An 18835-nucleotide genomic window follows, 5' to 3' on the forward strand; every position below is an offset into this window, starting at 1 on the left:
GGATCTCCCTTGGGGGTTAAGTCCGGGGTGCGAGGGGGCTTTACCCCACTGTGCGAACGGCGGGATGACAGGAGGCTCATATGCATGACCGCAGCCGTCCTCTCCGCCCTCGCCGGCGCCCTGTGCCTCGCCCTCGGCGCGGCGCTCCAGGAGCGCGTCGTCGTGGAAGCGGCCGACGGCGGGCGCCCGCGGCTCCTGCTCGCACTGGCCCGCGACCGGCGCTGGATCGCCGGTGCGGCCGCCTCGATCGCCGGCGTCGGCCTCCACCTGTTCGCGCTGTCCTCGGCGCCCGTTTCGCTCGTCCAGCCCCTCGGCGTCAGCGGACTGCTCTTCGCCGTCGGCGCCGCCGCGATCCTTGCCCGCAGGCGTGTCCTGGCCGCCGAGATCACCGGCGCGCTGCTGGTCACCCTCGGCCTCGGCGCGCTCGTCCTGGCCATGCCGCACCACACCGGCGCCGAACCCAGCCTCTCGGCGACCACCGCGATCGCCCTGTGCGCCGCGGCCGCCGGAACCGTCCTGCTCGGCCTCGCCTTCGCCGGCCGCCTGCGCCCCACCGGACGCGCCCTGCTCCTGGCGGGAGTCGCCGGTGTGTCATTCGGCGCGGTGTCCGCCTTCGCCCGCGTCCTGGGCTCGGCCGCCAGGCGCGACCCCTCGACGCTCCTCCACTGGCACACCGCCGCCGCGATCGCCCTCGCCGTCCTCGGCGGGCTCGCCGTCCAGCACGCCTACCGCTCCGGGCGCTTCACGCTCGCCTTCGCCACCCTCCTGCTCGCCGACCCCGTCGCCGCCGCCGGGATAGGCCTCGCCTTCCTCGGTGAGCCCTTCCCGTCGGGCCGGCTCGGGCTCGCCGGGCTCCTGTGCTCCGCCGCGCTGATCCTGCCCGGCGTCGTCCTGCTCGCCCGGACCCGGCGCCCCGCCGGCGCCGCGGCACCGCTTCCCCATGGAGAACCTCATGTCGCTGCTCGCTCTTGACACCGTCCTCGACTTCCCCGCCGCCACGGGCGCCGACCGCATGCGCGTCCTCATCGCCACCGACACCTTCATGCCCGACGTCAACGGCGCCGCCTACTTCACCTACCGCCTGGCGGCAGGGCTGGCCGAGCGAGGCCACGACGTCCACGTCGTCTGCCCCTCCGAGCACGGTTCGTCCACAGTGGATTACCGCGACGGGATCACTTTGCACCGTCTGCGATCACGGCGCCTGCCGACTCAGCAGATGCGCTTCACGGTCCCCATCGGCCTGACCGACACCGTCGCCGACGTCATCGACCGCGTCGACCCCGACGTCGTCCACGCGCAGGGCCACTTCATGATCGGCCGCGCCACGATCCGCGCGGCCCGCCGCGCGGGCGTGCCGGTCGTGGCCACCAACCACTTCATGCCCGACAACCTCATGCACCACGTGAAGATCCCCGACCGCCTCCGCGAGCGCGTCGCGGCCCTCGGCTGGCGCGACGCCGCCCGGGTCTTCTCCCGCGCCGACCACGTCACCACGCCCACCGAGATCGCCGCGAGGCTCTTCGCCGACAAGGGCTTCACCGGCCACGTCGAGGCCGTCTCCTGCGGCATCGACCTGCACCGGTTCAGCCCCGGGGACGCCGGCCGCTATACGGATCGACGGTCCGCCCGCCGCCGCCTCTGCCTCCCCGACCGCCCGACGGTCGCCTTCGTCGGCCGCCTCGACGAGGAGAAGCGCCTCCACGAAGCGGTCGAGGCCGTCGCCGCGCTGCGCAGGTCCCATGTGGACGTCCAGCTCGCGCTGACCGGCACGGGCCCCTGCCGCGACGCCCTCGCCGAGCGCGCCGCCGAACTCGGCGTCGCCGAGGACGTCCGCTTCCTCGGATTCGTCCCCGACGCCGACCTCCCGCTGGTCTACACCGCCGCCGACGTCTTCGTCATGCCCGGCGTCGCCGAACTCCAGAGCATCGCCACCCTCGAAGCCATGGCCAGCGGCCTCCCGATCGTCGCCGCCGACGCCGTCGCCCTCCCGCACCTGGTCCGCGACGGCGACAACGGCTTCCTCTACCGGCCCGGCGACGTCACCGAACTCACCGGCCACCTGCGCGCCCTCCTCGGCGACGACCTCGCCCGCCGCCGCATGGGCCACCACAGCCGGTCCATCGCCGCAGGGCACGACCATCAGCGCTCGCTGGCGCGCTTCGAGGAGATCTACGCGGCCCTGGCAGTCAGGGCGACCCGATGACCGCCGGGATGTGGACCGGTGAGAGCCGGACGGTCGCGCGGGTCGGCGTCGTGACCCGCACGCGCCCGGCCGCGAGCCGGATCGACCTGGTGGCCTGGCTTCCCCCGCGTCTGGGCATCGCCGCCTGTTTCGCGGCCATGCTCTGCATGGGCTACCTCCACCTCGTCCCCAGCGACGTCGACGCGCTCAGCCAGCCGGTGAGCAGCTACGTCCGGGTCGGCGGCGGATGGCTGTTCACCATCGGCGTCTCGGCCATGGCGGTGGCCTGCTTCGCGGTCGCCGCCGCCCGGCTCGCGCTGCGCGGGGCCGGGCTCCTGCGGGCGGTCTTCGCCATCGGCGGCGTGGCCTTCCTGGCCGCCGCGGTCTTCCCCACCGACAGCGGCGAGGGCGTCTTGAGCCTCTCGGCGGAGATCCACCGCTGGGCCGCCGGCGTCGGCATGGGCGCGATCCCGGCCGGCGGGCTGCTGCTGGCGCTGGGCCTCGGCGGAGCGAAGGTCTCCAACGTGGCGCGGCGGGTCGTGCCGCTGGTGACCGTCAGCGCGGTGCTGCTCATGATCACCGCGACGGGGACCTTCCTGCCCGACTTCGTGCACAGCGGCGACTGGCGCGGGGTTCCGCAGCGGGCGCTGCTGTTCACCGAGATCACCCTGGTGCTCGTCATCGCGTTCGTGTCCCTGGCGCGGGCCCGCCGCGCCGAGGTCACCCGCTCGTGACACCTAGACTCGCGTCGACCTTGGCGCGCATGTCGGCGGCGGCCTCGGTCTTGGCGGCCTGCTTCGACCCGGCGCTGCCGGTGCCCGTCAGGTCCTCGCCCGTCGAGGACAGCTCCGCCGACACCGAGCACGTGAACACCGGTTCGTGCGGGGAACCGTCCCGCTCGTACGTGAACCGCAACCCGGTCAGCACGCCGAGCTGGGCGTACTCGTTGACGGCCATGACCGGATGCCGGTCGGACGGGACGAGCCGCGTACGGGCCGTCTGGGCGGCCCCCGCGGGCCCGTCCTCGCCGACCATGTCGCTGGAACGGTCGCCGATCCGGGCGAGCAGCGAGACCAGCGCGAGGGCGGCCTGCGACCGCGCGTCCTTCTTGGACGTGGCGGTCCGCGGCGGCGAGTCACGGCGCTCCTCGCCCAGCCGCAGCGAGACCCGCGCGGTGAACCGGGGAACCTGGGCCGTGCCCGTCGGCGCGACGTCCCAGCGGACGTGGTCGTCCGAGATCGGGCCGCCGATGCGGTCCTGCGCGTAGACGCTCAGCCCGGTCACCGCCCGCGACGGCTCCTCGGCGAGCCAGTCGCCCAGCCGCTCCCGCACCGGACGCCACGCGTCCCCGGCGGCGTCGAACAGGACGTGGCACACCTCCCGCAGCGGAAGCCGGTTCCCGTCGAGGCGGCGCACGACCTCCTCGGCGATCCCTTCGCGCGGTTCGGGCTCGGTGACGGCCAGTTTGAGGATCTTGCGGAAGGTCTCGGCGTCCATGACCGCGTAGGCCGCCGTGTCGAGTTGCCGGCGGGTCTCCTTGCGGGCCTCGGCCCGGTACCGCTCGGCGGTGCGCAGCCGCCGCTCGCGGATGGCGGCGTTGACCTCCTCGCCCAGTGCGGCCAGCTCGTCGAAGTCGTATGGCGCGGGCGCCCCGTCGACGGCCGCGAAGAGCATCCGCTGCGTGACCAGGTCGGGGTAGCGGCGCAGGGGAGAGGTCGCGTGCGTGTACGCGGGCAGGTTGAGGGCGTAGTGGCCGGTCACCGTCGGCGCGTAGGTCGCCGGGCGCATCAGCATCGCCAGGCGTTTCTCGACCAGGTCGCGGTTGCCGGAGCTGGCCGCCATCGCGGTCAGGTCTTCGAGGAGTTCGTCGCGCGGCGGGGAGACCGCGGCCGCGCGGTGGTTGCGGAACAGGATCGGCACGTCGTGCTCGGCCGACCAGCGGGCCACCGCCTCGTTGGCCGCGATCATCAGCTCCTGCACGATCACGTACCCGGCGTTGCGCTGCACCCCGCCGAGCCGGACCAGGTTGCCCTCCTCGGTGGTGGCGAAACCCTGCCGCAGGTCGTAGAAGGCCAGCGCGCCGGCCGCGCGTCTGCGCGTCAGCAGCGTCCGCGCCAGGAGGTGCGCCTCCGACAGCATCTCGTGCAGCGGGTCGTGCCGCTCGCGGACCGCCGCGGCGGCCTGCGGGTAGGTCAGCACGCGTCCATCGGCGAGACGCCCCCGGCCGACCTCGCCGGCGTAGGCGACGCCGTCATCGTCGAAGCGGACCGTCACCCGGCAGGTGGGCGTCTCGACACCGGCGCGCAACGTCGCACGCTCCTCGCCGCCGCCGTCGAGCATGGGAATGTGCCCGTCGGGCAGATAGCGGGTGGTGACCTTCCGGCGCGCCGACGCGTCGAGGCCGCTTCCCAAGGGCGCCACCGCGTCCACGTCGGCGATGTGCACGGTCAACCGCCAGCCCCCGCCGTCCCGGTCGACCCACACCGCGTCGTCCCGGTCCACCGTGTCGGGGCCGTCGATCATCACACCGCGCGTCTCATCAGCCACGTGCGCTCTCTCCTACGGGTCGTCGGGCTCGCTCCATTCGCACCATACTGTCTTAGAAGGCGTGGCCATCCGGTCCGCGGTCTGTGATCGCGCGTCGTACGATCGTGCGATGGTCCCTGCCGGTGATGACATTCCCGACGACGACGCGGAGTCCCCGCTGTACGTCGTCAGCGACCTCCACGGTCACCGCGACGAGTTCGTCGCGGCCTTGCGCGAGGCGGGCCTCGTCGACGACGAGGAGCGCTGGAGCGGCGGCGACGCCCGGCTGTGGTGCCTCGGCGACTTCACCGACCGCGGCCCCGACGGCATCGGCGTCATCGAACTCGTGATGGCGCTGTCCGAACAGGCCGCCGAGGCCGGCGGCACCGTCGACGCGCTGCTCGGCAACCACGAGATCCTCCTGCTCGGCGCGCACCTCTTCGGCGAGGAGCGCGTTCCGGGCGAGGACCCGCCCAAGCAGTTCCTGGCCTGGTGGATCCTCAACGGAGGCCGCGACAGCGACGCCGAACGGCTCTCCGACGAGATCGTGGAGTGGCTGCGCACCCGGCACGCGCTGCGGCTTGAGGACGGCTACCTGCTCATGCACACCGACGCGCCGACCTACATCAACTACGGCACGAGCATCGGCGAGATCAACGAGGCCGTGAGCGACGTGCTGGCCGGCGACGACCTGGCGGCCTGGTGGGAGCTCTTCCGGCTGATGACGTCCCGGCGCGCCTTCTACGGCGAGGGCGAGCAGCCGGTGTGGACGGCCCAGATGATGCTGGGCATGCTCGGCGGCGAGCGGATCGTGCACGGGCACAGCACGATCGCCGACCAGTTCGGCGTCGATCCGTCGTCGGTGGACGGTCCGCGGCTCTACTGCCAGGGACTGGCTCTCGCGGTGGACGGCGGGGTCTACCAGGGTGGGCCGTGCGTGCTGGCGCGGCTCGGCGACGAGGGGCCGCTGGCCGACGCGGAGGAGTCGGGAGCCCAGGCGGCCGACTAGGGCGTGTCCCGGAGAAGGCTCAGCGGCCGAGGAGCTGCGAGAGCCGGCCGCCGGCGGTCGCGGTCTCCCGGGGACTCTCGGCGGGAAGTGCCTCGGCCTCGGCGCGGGCGCGCGCGGCCGGGCGTCCCTCCAGCCATGCCGAGACGGCCACGGCGGCGATGACGAGGACGAAGATCCAGCGGGCGGTCCCGCTCACGGCGAGGGCGTAGCCGCCCGCGCCGACGGCCGCGAGCGTGCCCGAGACCATGAGGGCGGCCGCCCAGCCGGGCGTGTGGTGGCGATGATGTGTGCGCATACCCTGTCAACGACCCGACAGCCGCTTCGTCACTTTGCAACTGCAGGAATCACCCGAACCGGGTAGCGGGGGTGTATTCCCAGGTCAGGGCAACTATCAAGAACGGTCAATTCCCCGCAAATCGGTATTGATCTCGGTAATCGACTGCAGACGCATTTCGCCTCGATCAGAGATTGAACGTCACCGAATCGCGTGCTGATCGTTGCGTCTGGTGAGGGACCGGTGTAGACAAAACTTTGAAAGGTGGAAAAAAGCAATAGGTTCGTCATCTTCGCCCGATCCGGTGGGACCACGGCGACAGCGACGAAGCGGTATTGATCAACGCCCCGACCGTACGGCACAGGACCGCGACCGTACCCATGCCACGCCGTGCGAACCCGGGGCGCGCCGCATCACACCGAATCCCGTCTTAATGATTAAGACAGCTTCGTCCTTGGTGGGGGTCGACGTGACAGAGGAACTTCCCATTGGCCGACGGGTCGCCTATTGGCGACAGCGACGGACCATGTCCCAACAGGTGTTCGCCGACCGAATCGGCAAGTCGAAAAGCTGGGTGGACAAGATCGAACGCGGAGTCCGCCGCCTCGACAAGTTCTCCGTCCTGCACGACATAGCCGACGTGCTCCAAGTGGACGTGCAACTGCTCCTGGGCCGAGACCCCGAGCGAAGCCCGGACACCGCCAACTGTGTCGATCAGGTGGAGGTCGAGGACATCAGGCAGGCGCTGGAGCGCTACGAACGACTCGGCACGCTCTTCGAGGCGGCGCCGATCGAGCCCATTCCGCTCGACGACCTCGCCAAGTCGGTCAACCACGCCTGGATGACCTTCGAGTCGGCGAACTACGCCGCCCTGGCCCGATCCCTGATCAACCTGCTGAAACTCGGTCCGGCCGTCGAGGAGGAGTCCGACGAGCGGGACCGGCCCAAGGCCGCCAACCTGCTCAGCCAGGTCTACCAGATCGCCTCCTCGGTCCTGCGCAAACTCGGTGAGCCCCAGCTCGCCTGGCTCGCCGCCGACCGCGCCATCAGCGCCGCTCAGCGCGGCGACGACCCGCTGCTCATCGGCACCGCCACGACCCGGGTCGCCAACGCCCTGCGCTCGCTCGGCCGGTCCCGGGCCGCCCTCGACCTCAACGTCCAGGTCGCCCAGAAGATCCTCTCGCAGGGTGGACCGCACCCGAGCGACGCGACCTACAGCGTGCACGGCGCCCTGCTGCTCCAGGGCTCGATGGCCGCCGCACACTGCGGCGACCTCCCGACCGCCCGCGAACTGCTGCGCTCGGCCGACCAGATCGCCGCGCGGGTCGGCGAGGGCCACAACCATTACCGGACCTCCTTCGGGCCCACGAACGTCGCGCTGCACCGCGCGGCCGCCGCCGTCGAACTCGGCGAGGGCCGGATGGCCATCAACACCCACATCAGCATCGACCCCGAGGCCTTCCAGCGCCTCGTCCCCGAACGCCGCGCCCACCACTACCTCGACGTGGCCCGCGGGTACAACCAGGTCGGCAACCTCGCCGAGGCCGGGCGGCTCCTCGTCGAGGCCAGCCGGATCGCACCGCTCGAAATCCGCTGCCGTCCCATCGCCCACCAGGTCATCAGTGACGTCCTGCGCCGCAGCCGCGGCGCCGCGCCGGCCCTGCTGATCTCGATGGCCGAGGAACTGAGGCTGGCCGCATGACCACCGGTGAGCCCGGGCGAAAACCGCCCGGGCCCCCGGTCCTCCACCTCCTCGTGTGCGGTTCCCCCCTCGCCCGCGACGCGCACAAGCTCGTCCGCTCCGCGCTCTCCGAGGGGTGGGACGTGTGGGCGGTCGCCAGTCCCGACGGCGCGAAGTTCCTCGACATACCCGCCGTCGAGTCGATCACCGGCCACGCCGTGCGCACCCGCTACCGGCACCCCTCGGAGTCGGGCGACCTGCCCCTCGCCGACGTCGTCGCCGTGGTCCCGGCCAGCTGCAACACCGTCAACAAGTGGGCCGCGGGGATCTGCGACACCCTCGTCCTCGGCCTGCTCGCCGAGTCACTCGGCAGGGGCCTGCCCATCGTCGCGGCGCCCTACACGAACTGGGCGCACGCGGCCCACCCCGCCTTCGCCGAGAGCGTCGCGAAGCTGCGCGAATGGGGCGTCTGCGTCCTCTACGGCGACGACTTCTACCGCTTCCACGAGCCCGGCCGCGGCTACCTGACGCAGCATCTGTTCCCCTGGCAGCGCGTGTGGGAGGAGGTCGCTTCGCGACGCGCGGTAACGTGCCCGCCGTGACCGTTACCGTCGCCGAAATCGCCGCCGCGCTCGACGCGCGCTACCCGCCGGAGACGGCCGAGTCCTGGGACCGCGTCGGTCTCGTGCTGGGCCGCCCCGAACGCACCGTCCAGCGTGCCCTGCTGGTCGTCGACTGCGTCCCCGAGACGATCGCCGAGGCCATCGCCGCCGACGCGCAACTGATCATCGCCCACCACCCGCTCCTCCTGCGCGGAGTGTCGTCGGTCGCACCGACGAACCACAAGGGCCGCGCCGTGCACGACCTCATCGAGGCCGGCATCGCCCTGTACGTCGCCCACACCAACGCCGACATCGCCGACCCGGGCGTGTCCGACGCCCTCGCCCAGCGCCTGGAGCTCACCGGCCTGCGCCCCCTCCACCCCAGCGCACCCGGAGCGAGCACCGGCGTCGGCCGCGTCGGCAACCTGCACGGTGTGATGACCCTCGCCGAGTTCACCGCTCACGCCGCCGACCGCCTCCCCGAGACGGTGTGGGGGGTGCGAGCCGCCGGAGACCCGGACCGTACGGTGATTACCGTGGCGGTGTCGGGCGGTGCGGGAGACTCGTACCTGGCCGACGCCACCGCGGCCGGCGCCGACGTGTACCTCACCAGCGACCTGCGCCACCACCCGGCGAGCGAACACCTCGCCGACCATGGACCGGCGCTCGTCGACGCGGCACACTGGGCTACTGAACGACCCTGGCTCGACCTCGTCGCCGACGCGCTGCGCACCGACCTCGGCCTCGACACGATCGTGTCGGACGTGGTCACCGACCCGTGGACCCTCCACGCGTCCAGGTCGGGGCTGCCGCGGTGACACCCGCCGAGACCCGCACGACGACCACGGCCGCGCCGGCGACGGCAAAGCCCGCCCACAGCGAACGACACGCCACCCGCGACCGAGGAGCTAAGGACAATTGAAGGCCGACCCGAAGGAACAGCGACGGCTGCTTGACCTGCAGCTCACCGACACCACCCTCAACCAGCTCGACCACCGCCGCCGCAACCTTCCCGAGCACGCCGAGATCGCCCGTCTCGACGCCGAGGCGCGCACCGCCGTCGACGAGCACGCACAGGCCGAGGCCGCCGTCGGCGACATCGACCGCGACATCGCCCGGCAGGAACGCGAGATCGACCAGGTCCGCCAGCGCGCCGCCCGCGACCAGTCCCGCCTCGACGCCGGCACCGGAACGGCCAAGGACCTCGCCAACCTCCAGCACGAACTCGGCAGCCTCGCCCGCCGCCAGTCCGAACTCGAGGACGTCGAACTCGAACTCATGGAGCGCCGGGAGACCGCGCAGGCCGCCGTCGACGCCCTCACCGCCCGCCTCGAAGAGGTCAACTCCGTCCGCGCCGCCGCGACCGAGCGCCGCGACAAGGCTCTTGAGGAGATCGGCAACGAGGAGGCCCTGGCCAAGGGCGCCCGCGAGAAGCAGGTCGGCGAGCTCTCCGACGCCCTGCTCGCCCTCTACGACAAGATCCGCCGCCAGTCGCCGATCGCCGCCGCGCCCATTCGCGGACGCCGCTGCGGCGCGTGCCGCATCGAGCTGTCCGCCGGCGAGGTCGACCGGGTCCAGAAAGCTCCCCGCGACGAGGTCCTGCGCTGCGAGGAGTGCCGGTCGATCATGGTGCGCACCGAGGAGTCCGGTCTGTGAAGGTGATCGTCGAAGCCGACGGCGGATCCCGCGGCAACCCCGGCCCGGCCGGGTACGGGGCCGTCGTCCTCGACGCCGACGGTGAGGTCCTCATCGACCGGCAGGGCGCGCTCGGGGTGACCACGAACAACGTCGCCGAGTACGAGGGCCTGATCGCCGGCCTGCGGGCCGCCGCCGAGATCGGCGCGACCGAGGTCGACGTGCGGATGGACTCCAAGCTCGTCGTGGAGCAGATGAGCGGCAACTGGAAGATCAAGCACCCCAACCTCAAGCCCCTGGCCGTCAAGGCCGGCGAACTCGCCGAGGGCTTCGAGGCGATCACCTACCAGTGGATCCCCCGCGCGGCCAACACCCGCGCCGACGCCCTGGCCAACGAGGCCATGGACGCCGCGCGCCGATGAGCGGGGACGCGCCCAGTCTCGGCGGAGTCGGCTTGTCCGGCGCCGCCGAGCGGCTCTACCGGGCGCTCCTCGCCGACCCCCTCGCGACACCCGCCGCGCTCGCGGCGGCCGCGGCGGTCGAGTCGGCCGACTACCCGGCCCTGCTCGCCGAGCTGAGCGGGCGGGGCCTGACCGCCCGCACCGACGGCCGGCTCGTCGCCGTGGATCCGCGCATCGGGCTCGGCGCGCTGGTCCGCGAACGCCAGTCGAACCTCGACCTGGCGACACAGGCCATCACCGGCCTCGTCGCGGCCTTCACCGAAGGGCAGCTGCGCGCCGACCCCTCGCGCCTGGCCGAAGTCGTCGACGGACCCGAGCGCGTCGCGGCGGCCATGGCCTCCATCGTCGCCGAGGCCGCGACCGAGGTCGCGGTCTTCGACGCACCGCCCTATGTGGACAAGAAGACCTCGAAGCGCGCCGAGACCTCCCTGCTCGACCGGGGCGTGCGCAGCCGCGCCATCTACGCCGTCGCCGCGCTGGAGGTCCCCGGCTACTACGACGCCGTGCAGGCCATGATCGCCGCCGGGGAGATGGCGCGGGTCGTGCCGACGGTGCCGCTCAAACTCGTCGTCGTCGACGGACGGCGCGCCCTCCTGCCGCTGGCCATTCACGACGGAGTCGTCCGCAGCGCCATCCTCGTCCACCCCTCGGCGCTGGCCGAGGCGCTCGCGGCGCTGTTCGAGTCGGTGTGGGACACCGGCCTGCCGATCCCCGGTGAGCTGGAGGAGGTCGCCGAGCCTCTCGACGCCGAGGAGCGCGAACTGCTGCGGCTGCTCAACGCGGGGGTCAAGGACGAGGCGATCGCGCGCCGCCTTGGCGTGAGCCCGCGGACGCTGAGCCGCCGGGTCACGCGCCTGCTGGAGCGGCTGGGCTCGGCGACGAGGTTCCAGGCCGGGCTGCAGGCCGCGCGCAGGGGCTGGTTGTTAGGGGTGGGCCCGTGCGAGCACGGGCCCACCGCCGTCACTTCGCGCCGCTGCCGACCTTCTCGAAGGCCGCGCCCGACTCGACGTCGAGGTAGGTCGTCGCCTTGTTCTTGAGCCAGAACACGTAGACCACCAGCGAGATCGCGATCGCGACGGTCACGTAGACGATGAACAACGGGACGTGCCCCTCGGCCTTGGCCGCCTGGTAGATCAGCGGTGCGGTACCGCCGAAGGCGGAGTTGGCCAGCGCGTACCCGAGGCCGACGCCGAGCGCGCGGATGGAGGCCGGGAACTGCTCGGCCTTGACCAGCGCGTTGATCGAGGTGTAGCCGGTCAGGATGATGTATCCGATGGCCAGCAGGCCGAAGGTCGCCAGCGGGTTCGTCGTCTTCGGCAGGTAGGTGATCAGGAAGTACGTGTAGATCACGCCGCCGACGCCGAAGAAGACCAGCAGTGGTTTGCGGCCGACCTTGTCGCTGATCCACCCGCCGACCGGCTGGAGGCACATGAGGAAGATCAGGCCGATCAGGTTGATCCAGGTCGCCGAGACCGCGCCGTCGGCGTAGGTGCTCTTCACGATGGCCGGGGCGTTGACGCTGTAGGTGTAGAACGCGACCGTCCCGCCGAGGGTGATGAGGAAGACCAGCAGCAGTGGACGCCAGTACGAGACGAACAGCTCCCGCATCGAGCCGGAGTCGCGGTCGGCTCCCGACTTGGTGGCCGCCAGGTGCTCGGCGGACAGCGACTCGTCCATGGACTTGCGCAGCCACATCACGACCAGCGCCGCCAGGCCGCCGATGGCGAAGGGGATCCGCCAGGCCCAGGACTTGATCTCGTCGGCGTCGAGGAACACGAACATGATCAGCAGGGTCAGCTGGGCGAGGACGTGCCCGCCGACCAGCGTGACGTACTGGAAGGACGAGAAGAATCCGCGCCGGTCGCGCGTGGCGGCCTCGGACATGTAGGTCGCCGAGGTGCCGTACTCGCCGCCGGTGGCGAAGCCCTGCACCAGCCTGGCCAGGATCAGCACCACCGCCGCGAACACGCCGATCGTCCCCCTGGTCGGCATGATCGCGATCAGGAAGGAGCAGCCGGCCATCAGCGACACGCTGAACAGCAGCGCGGAGCGCCTGCCGTGCCGGTCGGCCCAGCGCCCGAAGAACCACGAGCCGACCGGGCGCATCAGGAAGGTCACCGCGAAGATCGCGTAGACGTAGATCGTGGAGTTCTCGTCGTCCTCGGCGAAGAACTGGTGCTCGAAGTAGGTGACGAAAACGGTGTAGACGTAGACGTCGTACCACTCGACGAGGTTGCCCGCCGAGCCCCGCAAGGTGTTGAGGATCGCGCGCCGGGTGTCGGTGGCCGCCGACAGCGGTGACGACGAGGGCTGCGGGGACTTGCTCACGGCGTCTGCCATCGGTGTACCTCCGGTATGAGATCGCCCAGTATGTTACGCATCCTCGCCTCCATGGCAAGGCTTGATCAACGGGCGACCGGAACCCGGCGGGTCGGAAAGCGGCGCCCGACCCGGCGGGCGCCGCTTCTTCGACCTGGGGTGTTAAGGCGCCGAGCAGGTGAACCCGGACGGGGTCTGGGTATTACCGTTCGGTCTGGTCGCCTGGAACCCGAAGGCCGTGCCCGCACCCGGGGCCAGGCCGCCGTTGTAGCCCATGTTCGTGGCGGTGATCGTTCCCGAGGTACCCGACAGGGTCGCGTTCCATGCGCCCGAGATCGTGTGCCCGGCGGGCAGCGTGAACGTGACCCGCCATCCGCTGACCGCGGCCGTCCCGGTGTTGGTCACCGCGACCGGCTGCACCACGTATCCGTTTCCCCACTGGTTCTGCACCGTCGCGACCGCCGAGCAGCCGCCCGGGGTGCCCGTGCCCGACGTCGTGCCGGTCACGGTGCCCGAAGGCGCCGACGTGCCCGAGGCGTTCGACGCGGTGACCCGGAAGCAGTAGGCCGTGTTCGCGGCCAGACCGCCACTGGTGAACACCGAAGCCGTGCTCGTGCCGACCTGGGTGAAGGTGCTCCCGGTCGCACAGGCGCCCGGCGCCCGCTGCACCTGGTACTGCGTCGCCGAGGCGGAACCCGTCCACGACAACGACACCGAGGCCGAGGTCGTACCCGTGACGGTCACCGCCGTCGGAGCCGACGGCGCCGTGCCCGTCGCACCGCACCCGGTGAAGACCGTCGCGCACTTGGACGTCGCCTGCACACCGTTGGCGCCGGTGAACACGCGCTGGCCCCACGTCGTCAACTGGGCCGGGTCGAACGCGACCGTCTGGTCGAGGTACGGCTCGCTGTTACCGCTGTAGGACCACGCCATCCAGCCGATCCCGCGGGCCTGGGCCTCGGCCATGATCGTGTCCTCGTCGACGTTCTGGCCCTGGTGCTCGTGCCCGAACTCGCCGACGATCAGCGGCAGGCCCATCTGCGCGAAGGCGTCGAAGTACCCGGTGATCGACGCCGGCGTTCCGTAGACCTGGTACATGTGGACCGAGAAGAGCGTGTTGCGCAGCGAGTCGGCCGCCCAGACGGCCGGCGCGTTGTCGCGCATGATGTTCGCCCAGTCCTGGCCCCAGCTCGGCGCGTCGACGACGAGCGTGTGGGTGAACCCGAGCGTGCGCATGCGCTGCACCGCGCCCGTTGTCGCGGCCGTCCACTGGCCGGGGTTGGTGTTGCCGATCGGCTCGTTGCCGATGTTGATCAGTACGTAGGCCTCCTGACCGATCAGGACGTCGCGGATGCTGTTCCAGTACGTGACGGCCTGGTCGAGGGTGGCGGCCGCGGCGTCCTCGCCGTAGCCGGTGGTGTCGTGCACCTCCAGCACGCAGACCAGCTTGTTCGCCTTGCAGGTGCTGATCACGTTCGCCACGTCGGAGGCGGGACTGGGTCCCCAGCGCTGACCGCTGCCCAGCACCACGCGAACGGTGTTGGCGCCCAGGCCGGCGATCTCGGCATAGGAGTCGGCCTCGCCCTGGTACCAGACGTGCGGGTGGCTGGTGCCGCGCATGACGAAGGCGTTGCCGTTGGCGTCGAGCAGGTTGCGGCCGCTGATGTGGAAGCCGGTCGCCATGGGTGCGGCCGCGGCCGAGGGCTCCGCCTGGGACGGCGTCGTGGGAGTGAGGACGAGCAGCGAAACGACGAGCGAGAGCAAGGCGCCCAGGGTCGTTAATCGGTGCGTCATTGTTGATCCACCTTGGATGTCGGGTGGGGGTGGTTGGGGCACCCCTGCGGATGGGGTACGGGTCGGGTGAGGAGCCGGCTCCCGGTGACTCCTCGCTCGGTCCCGCGAGAACAGGGTGGCACTTAATCGGTTAAGTGGCAAGGGTTCGCCGACACCGCCTTGACCGGCCGCTCAAGGTTGGCTCAAGGTTCGCGCCCTGCCGGCTACTTACCGTGGGCACGCCGCGGTGTCTGCCGCGGTGAGAGCCCGGCATGCGCTTGCCACGCGTGCCCGCCCACGAGTGAGGCCCACATGATCCGCCCGCTTACCCGCGTCACCACCGCCTTCCTGGCGGTGGCGGCGATGACGGCCGCGTTCGCCGCGCCCGTCCACGCCGAGGACGAACCACCCGACGGCGAGCTTCCACCCCTCGCCTGCCCCTCCTTTCCCGGCGAGCCCTCCGCCGAAGACGAGTTCGAGGCCTACCGGCTCGCGCTCGCGTGCGGTGTCGACGTCGAAGTCCTCTCCCTGCGCGACATCGACCGCCAGGTGTTCGCCACGACCGCCGGAACCCTCGACGCGCAGATCGCCGTCGAGCCGTACCAGGTGCGCAACGCCGAAGGCGCCTGGACGCCGATCGACCCGACCCTCGTGCCGCGTCCCGACGGATCGGCCGCCGCGGCGGCGACCGTGATCGGCGTGTCGACCAGTGCCGGCGGCGACGCGCCCTTCGTCACCGCGACCGACCCCGGCGGCGGCGTGCTGTCGCTGCGCTGGCCCAAGGGCCCGCTGCCCGCGCCCGTCGTCAGCGGCTCGGTGGCGACTTACCCGAACGTGCTGCCCGACATCGACCTCGCCGTGCAGGCCGAGTCGGTCGGCTTCTCCTGGCTGCTGATCGTCAAGACGGAGGAAGCCAGGGCGAACCCCGAACTGGCGACCATCGAGGTCGGCATCGAGACCGTCGGCCTGACGGTCGTCGAGGACCCCGAGTCGAGCCGGATCGAGGTCCTCGACGCCGAGGGGAGCGTCATCTTCGAGGCCGGCCAGGGCATCATGTGGGACTCCTCGACCGCGGCTGAGCCCGCCGGGTTCGCCGCGACCGCCGAAGAGCCCGCCTCCGACCCCGGCCGCATCGGGGACGTCGACGTCCAGCACACCGGCACCGGCATCACGCTGGTCCCCGACACGGCGATGCTCGCCGACCCGGACCTGACCTTCCCGCTCTACATCGACCCGCCGTTCACCTCGACGCGCAAGGCGTGGGCGAACGTCCTGCAGAGCAAGTCGGGCACGGGCTGGACCGGCGACAGCAGCTGGCCCCGCTCGGGTGGCATGCGCGTCGGACTCGACACCTGGAGCACCTGCGGCAGCGGCTGCGGCCTGTGGCGTTCGGCGATCACGCTCAACATCGGCGCCCTGAAGGGCAAGTACATCGCCTCGGCGAGCGTGAACATGCTCCAGACCCACATGGGCGGTTGCGACGACCGCTACCTCCAGCTGTGGCGGACGGGCGCGATCTCCAACGGCACCTCCTGGAACGGCGTCGACTGGCTCTACGGGGAGCAACTGCAGTCCAAGCTCGTCCCGTCGTCGAACCAGACGGGCTGCTCGGGCAAGGACAACGAGTGGGTCGAGTTCGACGGGGGAGAGGTCAAGAAGCGCGTCCAGTCGGCCGCCGACCAGCGCCACTCCACCATCTCCTTCGGTCTGCGCTCGTCCAATGAGGACACCCGCGACGCCTGGCGCCGGATCAAGACCGACACGGTGAAGCTGCACGTCACGTACTACATCTACCCGCCGCAGCCGGACCGGTTGACCGTCGACGGGACCAGCTGCAAGTCGACCCTGGCGAGCGCGCCCTGGATCGGCGAGCGCTACCCGACCTTCTCGGGACGGGCGCGTTCGTCGGAGGACGAGTCGGTCTACATGCGCCTGCGGGTGCACAAGGCGAACGCGGCGACGAACCTGTTCTGGTACCGCACACCCGATCCGGTGGCTCCCTACACGACGGTCACGAAGACGTCCACCACCGCGCTGGCCGACGGCGAGTACCGCTGGCAGGCCAGGAGCGACGCGCGCCAGACCGACGCGGTGAACTCCGGGTACACCGGTTACTGCTACTTCAAGGTCGATGCGACCAAGCCGACGGTTCCGGTGGTGACGGGCCCGCCGGGGGCCGTCACAGCGGGCACGAACGTCTCGATCGACGTCTCCGGCACCGATCCGGTGGTCGGCGGGTTCAGCTCGGGCGTCGACCGCTTCGAGTACTCCTGGAACAGCGACGACTTCGGCCAGACGGTGACCTCGACCGGCTCGGCGACGATCACCCGATCGGCGATCACGGCGGGCCGGCACGTCCTGTACGTGCGGACCGTCGACAAGGCGGGCAACAAGTCGAACCACAGGGTGTTCACCTTCTTCGCCGGTCGTGACGTCCCCGCCACGCCCATGGGCATGTGGCGCTTCGACGGCGACGCCTACGACGACACCGGGCACGGCCACGACCTGTCGGTCTTCAACGGAACCGCCGCCTACGGCTCCGACGGATCCGGTCGCGCCAACGCTGCTCTCGCACTCGCCGGTTCGGGGTGCCTGTCCAGTGCCCGTGTGCCGATCCGCACCGACGCGGCCTTCACCGTGGCGCTGTCGGTCCGGCTCGACTCGGCGACCGGCTACACCAAGGTGCTCACCCAGGGCGGTGACCTGCACTCCGCCTATCAGATCCAGCACGACGCGGCCACGAACAAGTGGACCTTCTCGCTGCTGACGGATCCTGGCGCGGAGTTCGCGTGGAAGAGCCTGAGCGTCGCCAACCCCGTGGCATACGGGCAGTGGCTGCACATCGCCGGCAGCTTCGACCCCGAGACCGGCCTGCAGCGCATGTTCTTCAACGGCGCCCTGGTCGCCGAGCAGACGGTCGCCTTCACGGCGTGGAACGCCACGAAGACCTTCACCGTCGGCTGCCTGCGCAACCCCTCGGGCTCCAGCGGCCATTACCTGAACGGCGCGGTCGACAACGTCGGCGTCTGGCAGGGCCTGGCCACCTCCGCGCAGCTGCTCAGCGCGAAGAGCGAGTTGCCGGCCGCCGCCGAGGTGGCGCGCTGGGAACTGCGCGACGGTGGAGCCGACTCGTCGCGGTACGGGCGCGGCCTGACGCTTCCGGCCTCGGCCGAGCGGGGCTTCGACCCCTTCGGCCGTCCCGACGGGGCGCTCGTCCTCGACGGCCAGTCGTGCGCGAAGACCGGTGGCGCGATCGTTCCGGCCGGCGGTGCCTTCGCCGTCAGCGCCTGGGTGAAGCCCACCGCCGTCGGAGGCGGCAGGTACCAGGCGGTGCTGTCCCAGACGGACGCGGCGGGCAACGGCCTCGTCCTGGCCATCGATGAGAACGGTGCGTGGGAGTTCGGTGCGCTGAGCACCGCCGGACCGGCGTCGGCTCCGGCGTTCGGGCCCATGTCCGTGACCCTCGACCGGCCGGTGGCGGGGAAGTGGCAGCACATGGCCCTCGCCTACGACGGCGTCGGATCGTGGACTCTGTACGTCAACGGCCGTGAGCAGACCTTCGGCCGGACCGGCAGCCCCGGCAAGGCCGCGGGGCCGTTCGCCATCGGCTGCCTGAACAACGCCCACCACTTCGGCGGGATGCTCCATGACGTCCGCGTCATGCGCGGCGACCTGAGTGAGACCGGGATGCCCGGCCTGGGCATCGTCCCCGCCGAACTCGCCTCCTACTGGTCCCTCGCGGGCAGCGGAGCCGATGAGTCCGGCAACGGCCGCGACCTGGCCTTCACCGGCGGGCTCCTGCCCACCGATGGCTGGTGGGCCAACCCGGACGGCGCCGCCCACTTCACCGGCACCAACAGCGCCGCGACCTCCGTGCCGGTCGTCAACACCGACGAGTCCTTCACCGTCGGCGCGTGGGTCAAACTCGACTCGATCGCCGAGAACTCGACCTTCGTGTCGGGCGCCGGGGTGAACAACACCGCCTTCCGCCTGCGGCTCAACGCCACCAGCAAGCTCTTCGAGTTCGCGATGGTCTCCAAGGACGCCGCCGACACCGAGGGCGCGGTGATCACCGCCGCCAAGGGCGGGCCGACGGTGGCCACCGGTATCTGGTACTTCGTGGTCGGGTCCTTCGACCTGCGCACCAAAGCGCTTCGCCTGTACGTCAACGGCTCCGAAGTCGCCAAGGGCACCGGTCCGTCGAGCCCCTGGAAGGCCACCGGTCCGCTGGTGATCGGCGCGGCCGGAAAGGCCGTCGGCCGCTGGCAGTACACGCAGGGCAACATCGACGACGTCGTCGTCTGGCAGGGCACGGTCTCGGCCCGGTCGATCGCCAACATGTACGGCACCGACACCACGGCGGGGAGTTAGCC

The 18835-nt window shown here is 71.3% G+C and carries 14 protein-coding genes and 1 pseudogene; 11 read left to right on the forward strand and 4 right to left on the reverse strand.

Annotated elements, in window-relative coordinates:
- Window positions 1-84 precede the first annotated feature (84 nt).
- From AB0I28_RS10935 to AB0I28_RS10945, 3 genes are read left to right on the forward strand one after another with little or no spacing between them, the layout of a single operon-like run.
- Complete coding sequence (locus AB0I28_RS10935) at window positions 85-972, forward strand: DMT family transporter (protein WP_357491885.1); 888 nt, start codon at window positions 85-87, stop codon at window positions 970-972.
- Window positions 953-2203 carry a glycosyltransferase gene (locus AB0I28_RS10940; RefSeq protein ID WP_357491887.1) on the forward strand — a complete coding sequence of 417 codons (1251 nt, stop codon included), beginning with the start codon at window positions 953-955 and terminating at the stop codon, window positions 2201-2203. The genes AB0I28_RS10935 and AB0I28_RS10940 overlap by 20 nt, the downstream gene beginning before the upstream one ends.
- Window positions 2200-2916 carry a DUF998 domain-containing protein gene (locus AB0I28_RS10945; protein ID WP_357491889.1) on the forward strand — a complete coding sequence of 239 codons (717 nt, stop codon included), beginning with the start codon at window positions 2200-2202 and terminating at the stop codon, window positions 2914-2916. The genes AB0I28_RS10940 and AB0I28_RS10945 overlap by 4 nt, the downstream gene beginning before the upstream one ends.
- Here AB0I28_RS10945 and AB0I28_RS10950 read toward each other — a convergent pair.
- Window positions 2903-4729, reverse strand: a complete 1827-nt coding sequence (locus AB0I28_RS10950; protein ID WP_357491891.1) for an RNB domain-containing ribonuclease — start codon at window positions 4727-4729, stop codon at window positions 2903-2905. The two genes, AB0I28_RS10945 and AB0I28_RS10950, sit on opposite strands and share 14 nt — an antisense overlap.
- A gap of 109 nt (window positions 4730-4838) precedes the next feature.
- Here AB0I28_RS10950 and AB0I28_RS10955 point away from each other — a divergent pair, with 109 nt between their 5' ends.
- Window positions 4839-5717, forward strand: coding sequence for a metallophosphoesterase (locus AB0I28_RS10955; RefSeq protein WP_357491893.1), 879 nt, complete (start codon window positions 4839-4841; stop codon window positions 5715-5717).
- Window positions 5718-5736: 19 nt separating this feature from the next.
- On the opposite strand, the gene AB0I28_RS10960 is transcribed toward AB0I28_RS10955, so the two are convergent.
- Window positions 5737-6012: a hypothetical protein gene (locus AB0I28_RS10960; RefSeq protein ID WP_357491895.1), complete on the reverse strand. Its 276-nt coding sequence runs from the start codon at window positions 6010-6012 to the stop codon at window positions 5737-5739.
- A 412-nt stretch (window positions 6013-6424) separates the two neighbouring features.
- Here AB0I28_RS10960 and AB0I28_RS10965 point away from each other — a divergent pair, with 412 nt between their 5' ends.
- From AB0I28_RS10965 to AB0I28_RS10990, 6 genes and pseudogenes are all read left to right on the forward strand, one after another.
- Window positions 6425-7693, forward strand: a complete 1269-nt coding sequence (locus AB0I28_RS10965; RefSeq protein ID WP_357491897.1) for a helix-turn-helix domain-containing protein — start codon at window positions 6425-6427, stop codon at window positions 7691-7693.
- On the forward strand, window positions 7690-8274 hold the full coding sequence (locus AB0I28_RS10970; protein ID WP_357491899.1) for a flavoprotein: 585 nt from the start codon (window positions 7690-7692) through the stop codon (window positions 8272-8274). The genes AB0I28_RS10965 and AB0I28_RS10970 overlap by 4 nt, the downstream gene beginning before the upstream one ends.
- Window positions 8275-8291: 17 nt before the next feature.
- Window positions 8292-9092 (forward strand): Nif3-like dinuclear metal center hexameric protein, encoded by an 801-nt coding sequence (locus tag AB0I28_RS10975; protein WP_357491992.1) that lies wholly within the window; start codon window positions 8292-8294, stop codon window positions 9090-9092.
- Between the two features lie 100 nt (window positions 9093-9192).
- Window positions 9193-9930, forward strand: coding sequence for a C4-type zinc ribbon domain-containing protein (locus tag AB0I28_RS10980; protein ID WP_357491901.1), 738 nt, complete (start codon window positions 9193-9195; stop codon window positions 9928-9930).
- Window positions 9927-10322 (forward strand): annotated as a pseudogene (locus AB0I28_RS10985) (reverse transcriptase-like protein); the annotation flags it as partial. The gene AB0I28_RS10980 and the pseudogene AB0I28_RS10985, both read left to right, overlap by 4 nt.
- 5 nt (window positions 10323-10327) lie before the next feature.
- Window positions 10328-11407 (forward strand): helix-turn-helix transcriptional regulator, encoded by a 1080-nt coding sequence (locus AB0I28_RS10990; protein ID WP_357491903.1) that lies wholly within the window; start codon window positions 10328-10330, stop codon window positions 11405-11407.
- Here AB0I28_RS10990 and AB0I28_RS10995 read toward each other — a convergent pair.
- Window positions 11331-12710, reverse strand: a complete 1380-nt coding sequence (locus AB0I28_RS10995) for an MFS transporter (RefSeq protein WP_357491905.1) — start codon at window positions 12708-12710, stop codon at window positions 11331-11333. The two genes, AB0I28_RS10990 and AB0I28_RS10995, sit on opposite strands and share 77 nt — an antisense overlap.
- Window positions 12711-12851: 141 nt before the next feature.
- A complete protein-coding gene (locus AB0I28_RS11000) occupies window positions 12852-14483 on the reverse strand; it encodes a cellulase family glycosylhydrolase (RefSeq protein ID WP_357491907.1) in 1632 nt (543 codons plus the stop codon).
- A 291-nt stretch (window positions 14484-14774) separates the two neighbouring features.
- Here AB0I28_RS11000 and AB0I28_RS11005 point away from each other — a divergent pair, with 291 nt between their 5' ends.
- Window positions 14775-18833: a LamG-like jellyroll fold domain-containing protein gene (locus tag AB0I28_RS11005; protein ID WP_357491909.1), complete on the forward strand. Its 4059-nt coding sequence runs from the start codon at window positions 14775-14777 to the stop codon at window positions 18831-18833.
- Window positions 18834-18835: the final 2 nt, after the last annotated feature.

This window comes from Phytomonospora sp. NPDC050363, from assembly GCF_040655735.1.
GTDB lineage: Bacteria > Actinomycetota > Actinomycetes > Mycobacteriales > Micromonosporaceae > Phytomonospora.

Coding starts and splice junctions, on each gene's coding strand:
- AB0I28_RS10945 (WP_357491889.1), top strand. CDS start 2,200: ATGACCGCCGGGATGTGGACCGGTGAGAGCCGGACGGTCGCGCGGGTC.
- AB0I28_RS10955 (WP_357491893.1), top strand. CDS start 4,839: ATGGTCCCTGCCGGTGATGACATTCCCGACGACGACGCGGAGTCCCCG.
- AB0I28_RS11000 (WP_357491907.1), bottom strand. CDS start 14,483: ATGACGCACCGATTAACGACCCTGGGCGCCTTGCTCTCGCTCGTCGTT.
- AB0I28_RS10935 (WP_357491885.1), top strand. CDS start 85: ATGACCGCAGCCGTCCTCTCCGCCCTCGCCGGCGCCCTGTGCCTCGCC.
- AB0I28_RS10965 (WP_357491897.1), top strand. CDS start 6,425: ATGATTAAGACAGCTTCGTCCTTGGTGGGGGTCGACGTGACAGAGGAA.
- AB0I28_RS11005 (WP_357491909.1), top strand. CDS start 14,775: ATGATCCGCCCGCTTACCCGCGTCACCACCGCCTTCCTGGCGGTGGCG.
- AB0I28_RS10940 (WP_357491887.1), top strand. CDS start 953: ATGTCGCTGCTCGCTCTTGACACCGTCCTCGACTTCCCCGCCGCCACG.
- AB0I28_RS10970 (WP_357491899.1), top strand. CDS start 7,690: ATGACCACCGGTGAGCCCGGGCGAAAACCGCCCGGGCCCCCGGTCCTC.
- AB0I28_RS10995 (WP_357491905.1), bottom strand. CDS start 12,710: ATGGCAGACGCCGTGAGCAAGTCCCCGCAGCCCTCGTCGTCACCGCTG.
- AB0I28_RS10990 (WP_357491903.1), top strand. CDS start 10,328: ATGAGCGGGGACGCGCCCAGTCTCGGCGGAGTCGGCTTGTCCGGCGCC.
- AB0I28_RS10960 (WP_357491895.1), bottom strand. CDS start 6,012: ATGCGCACACATCATCGCCACCACACGCCCGGCTGGGCGGCCGCCCTC.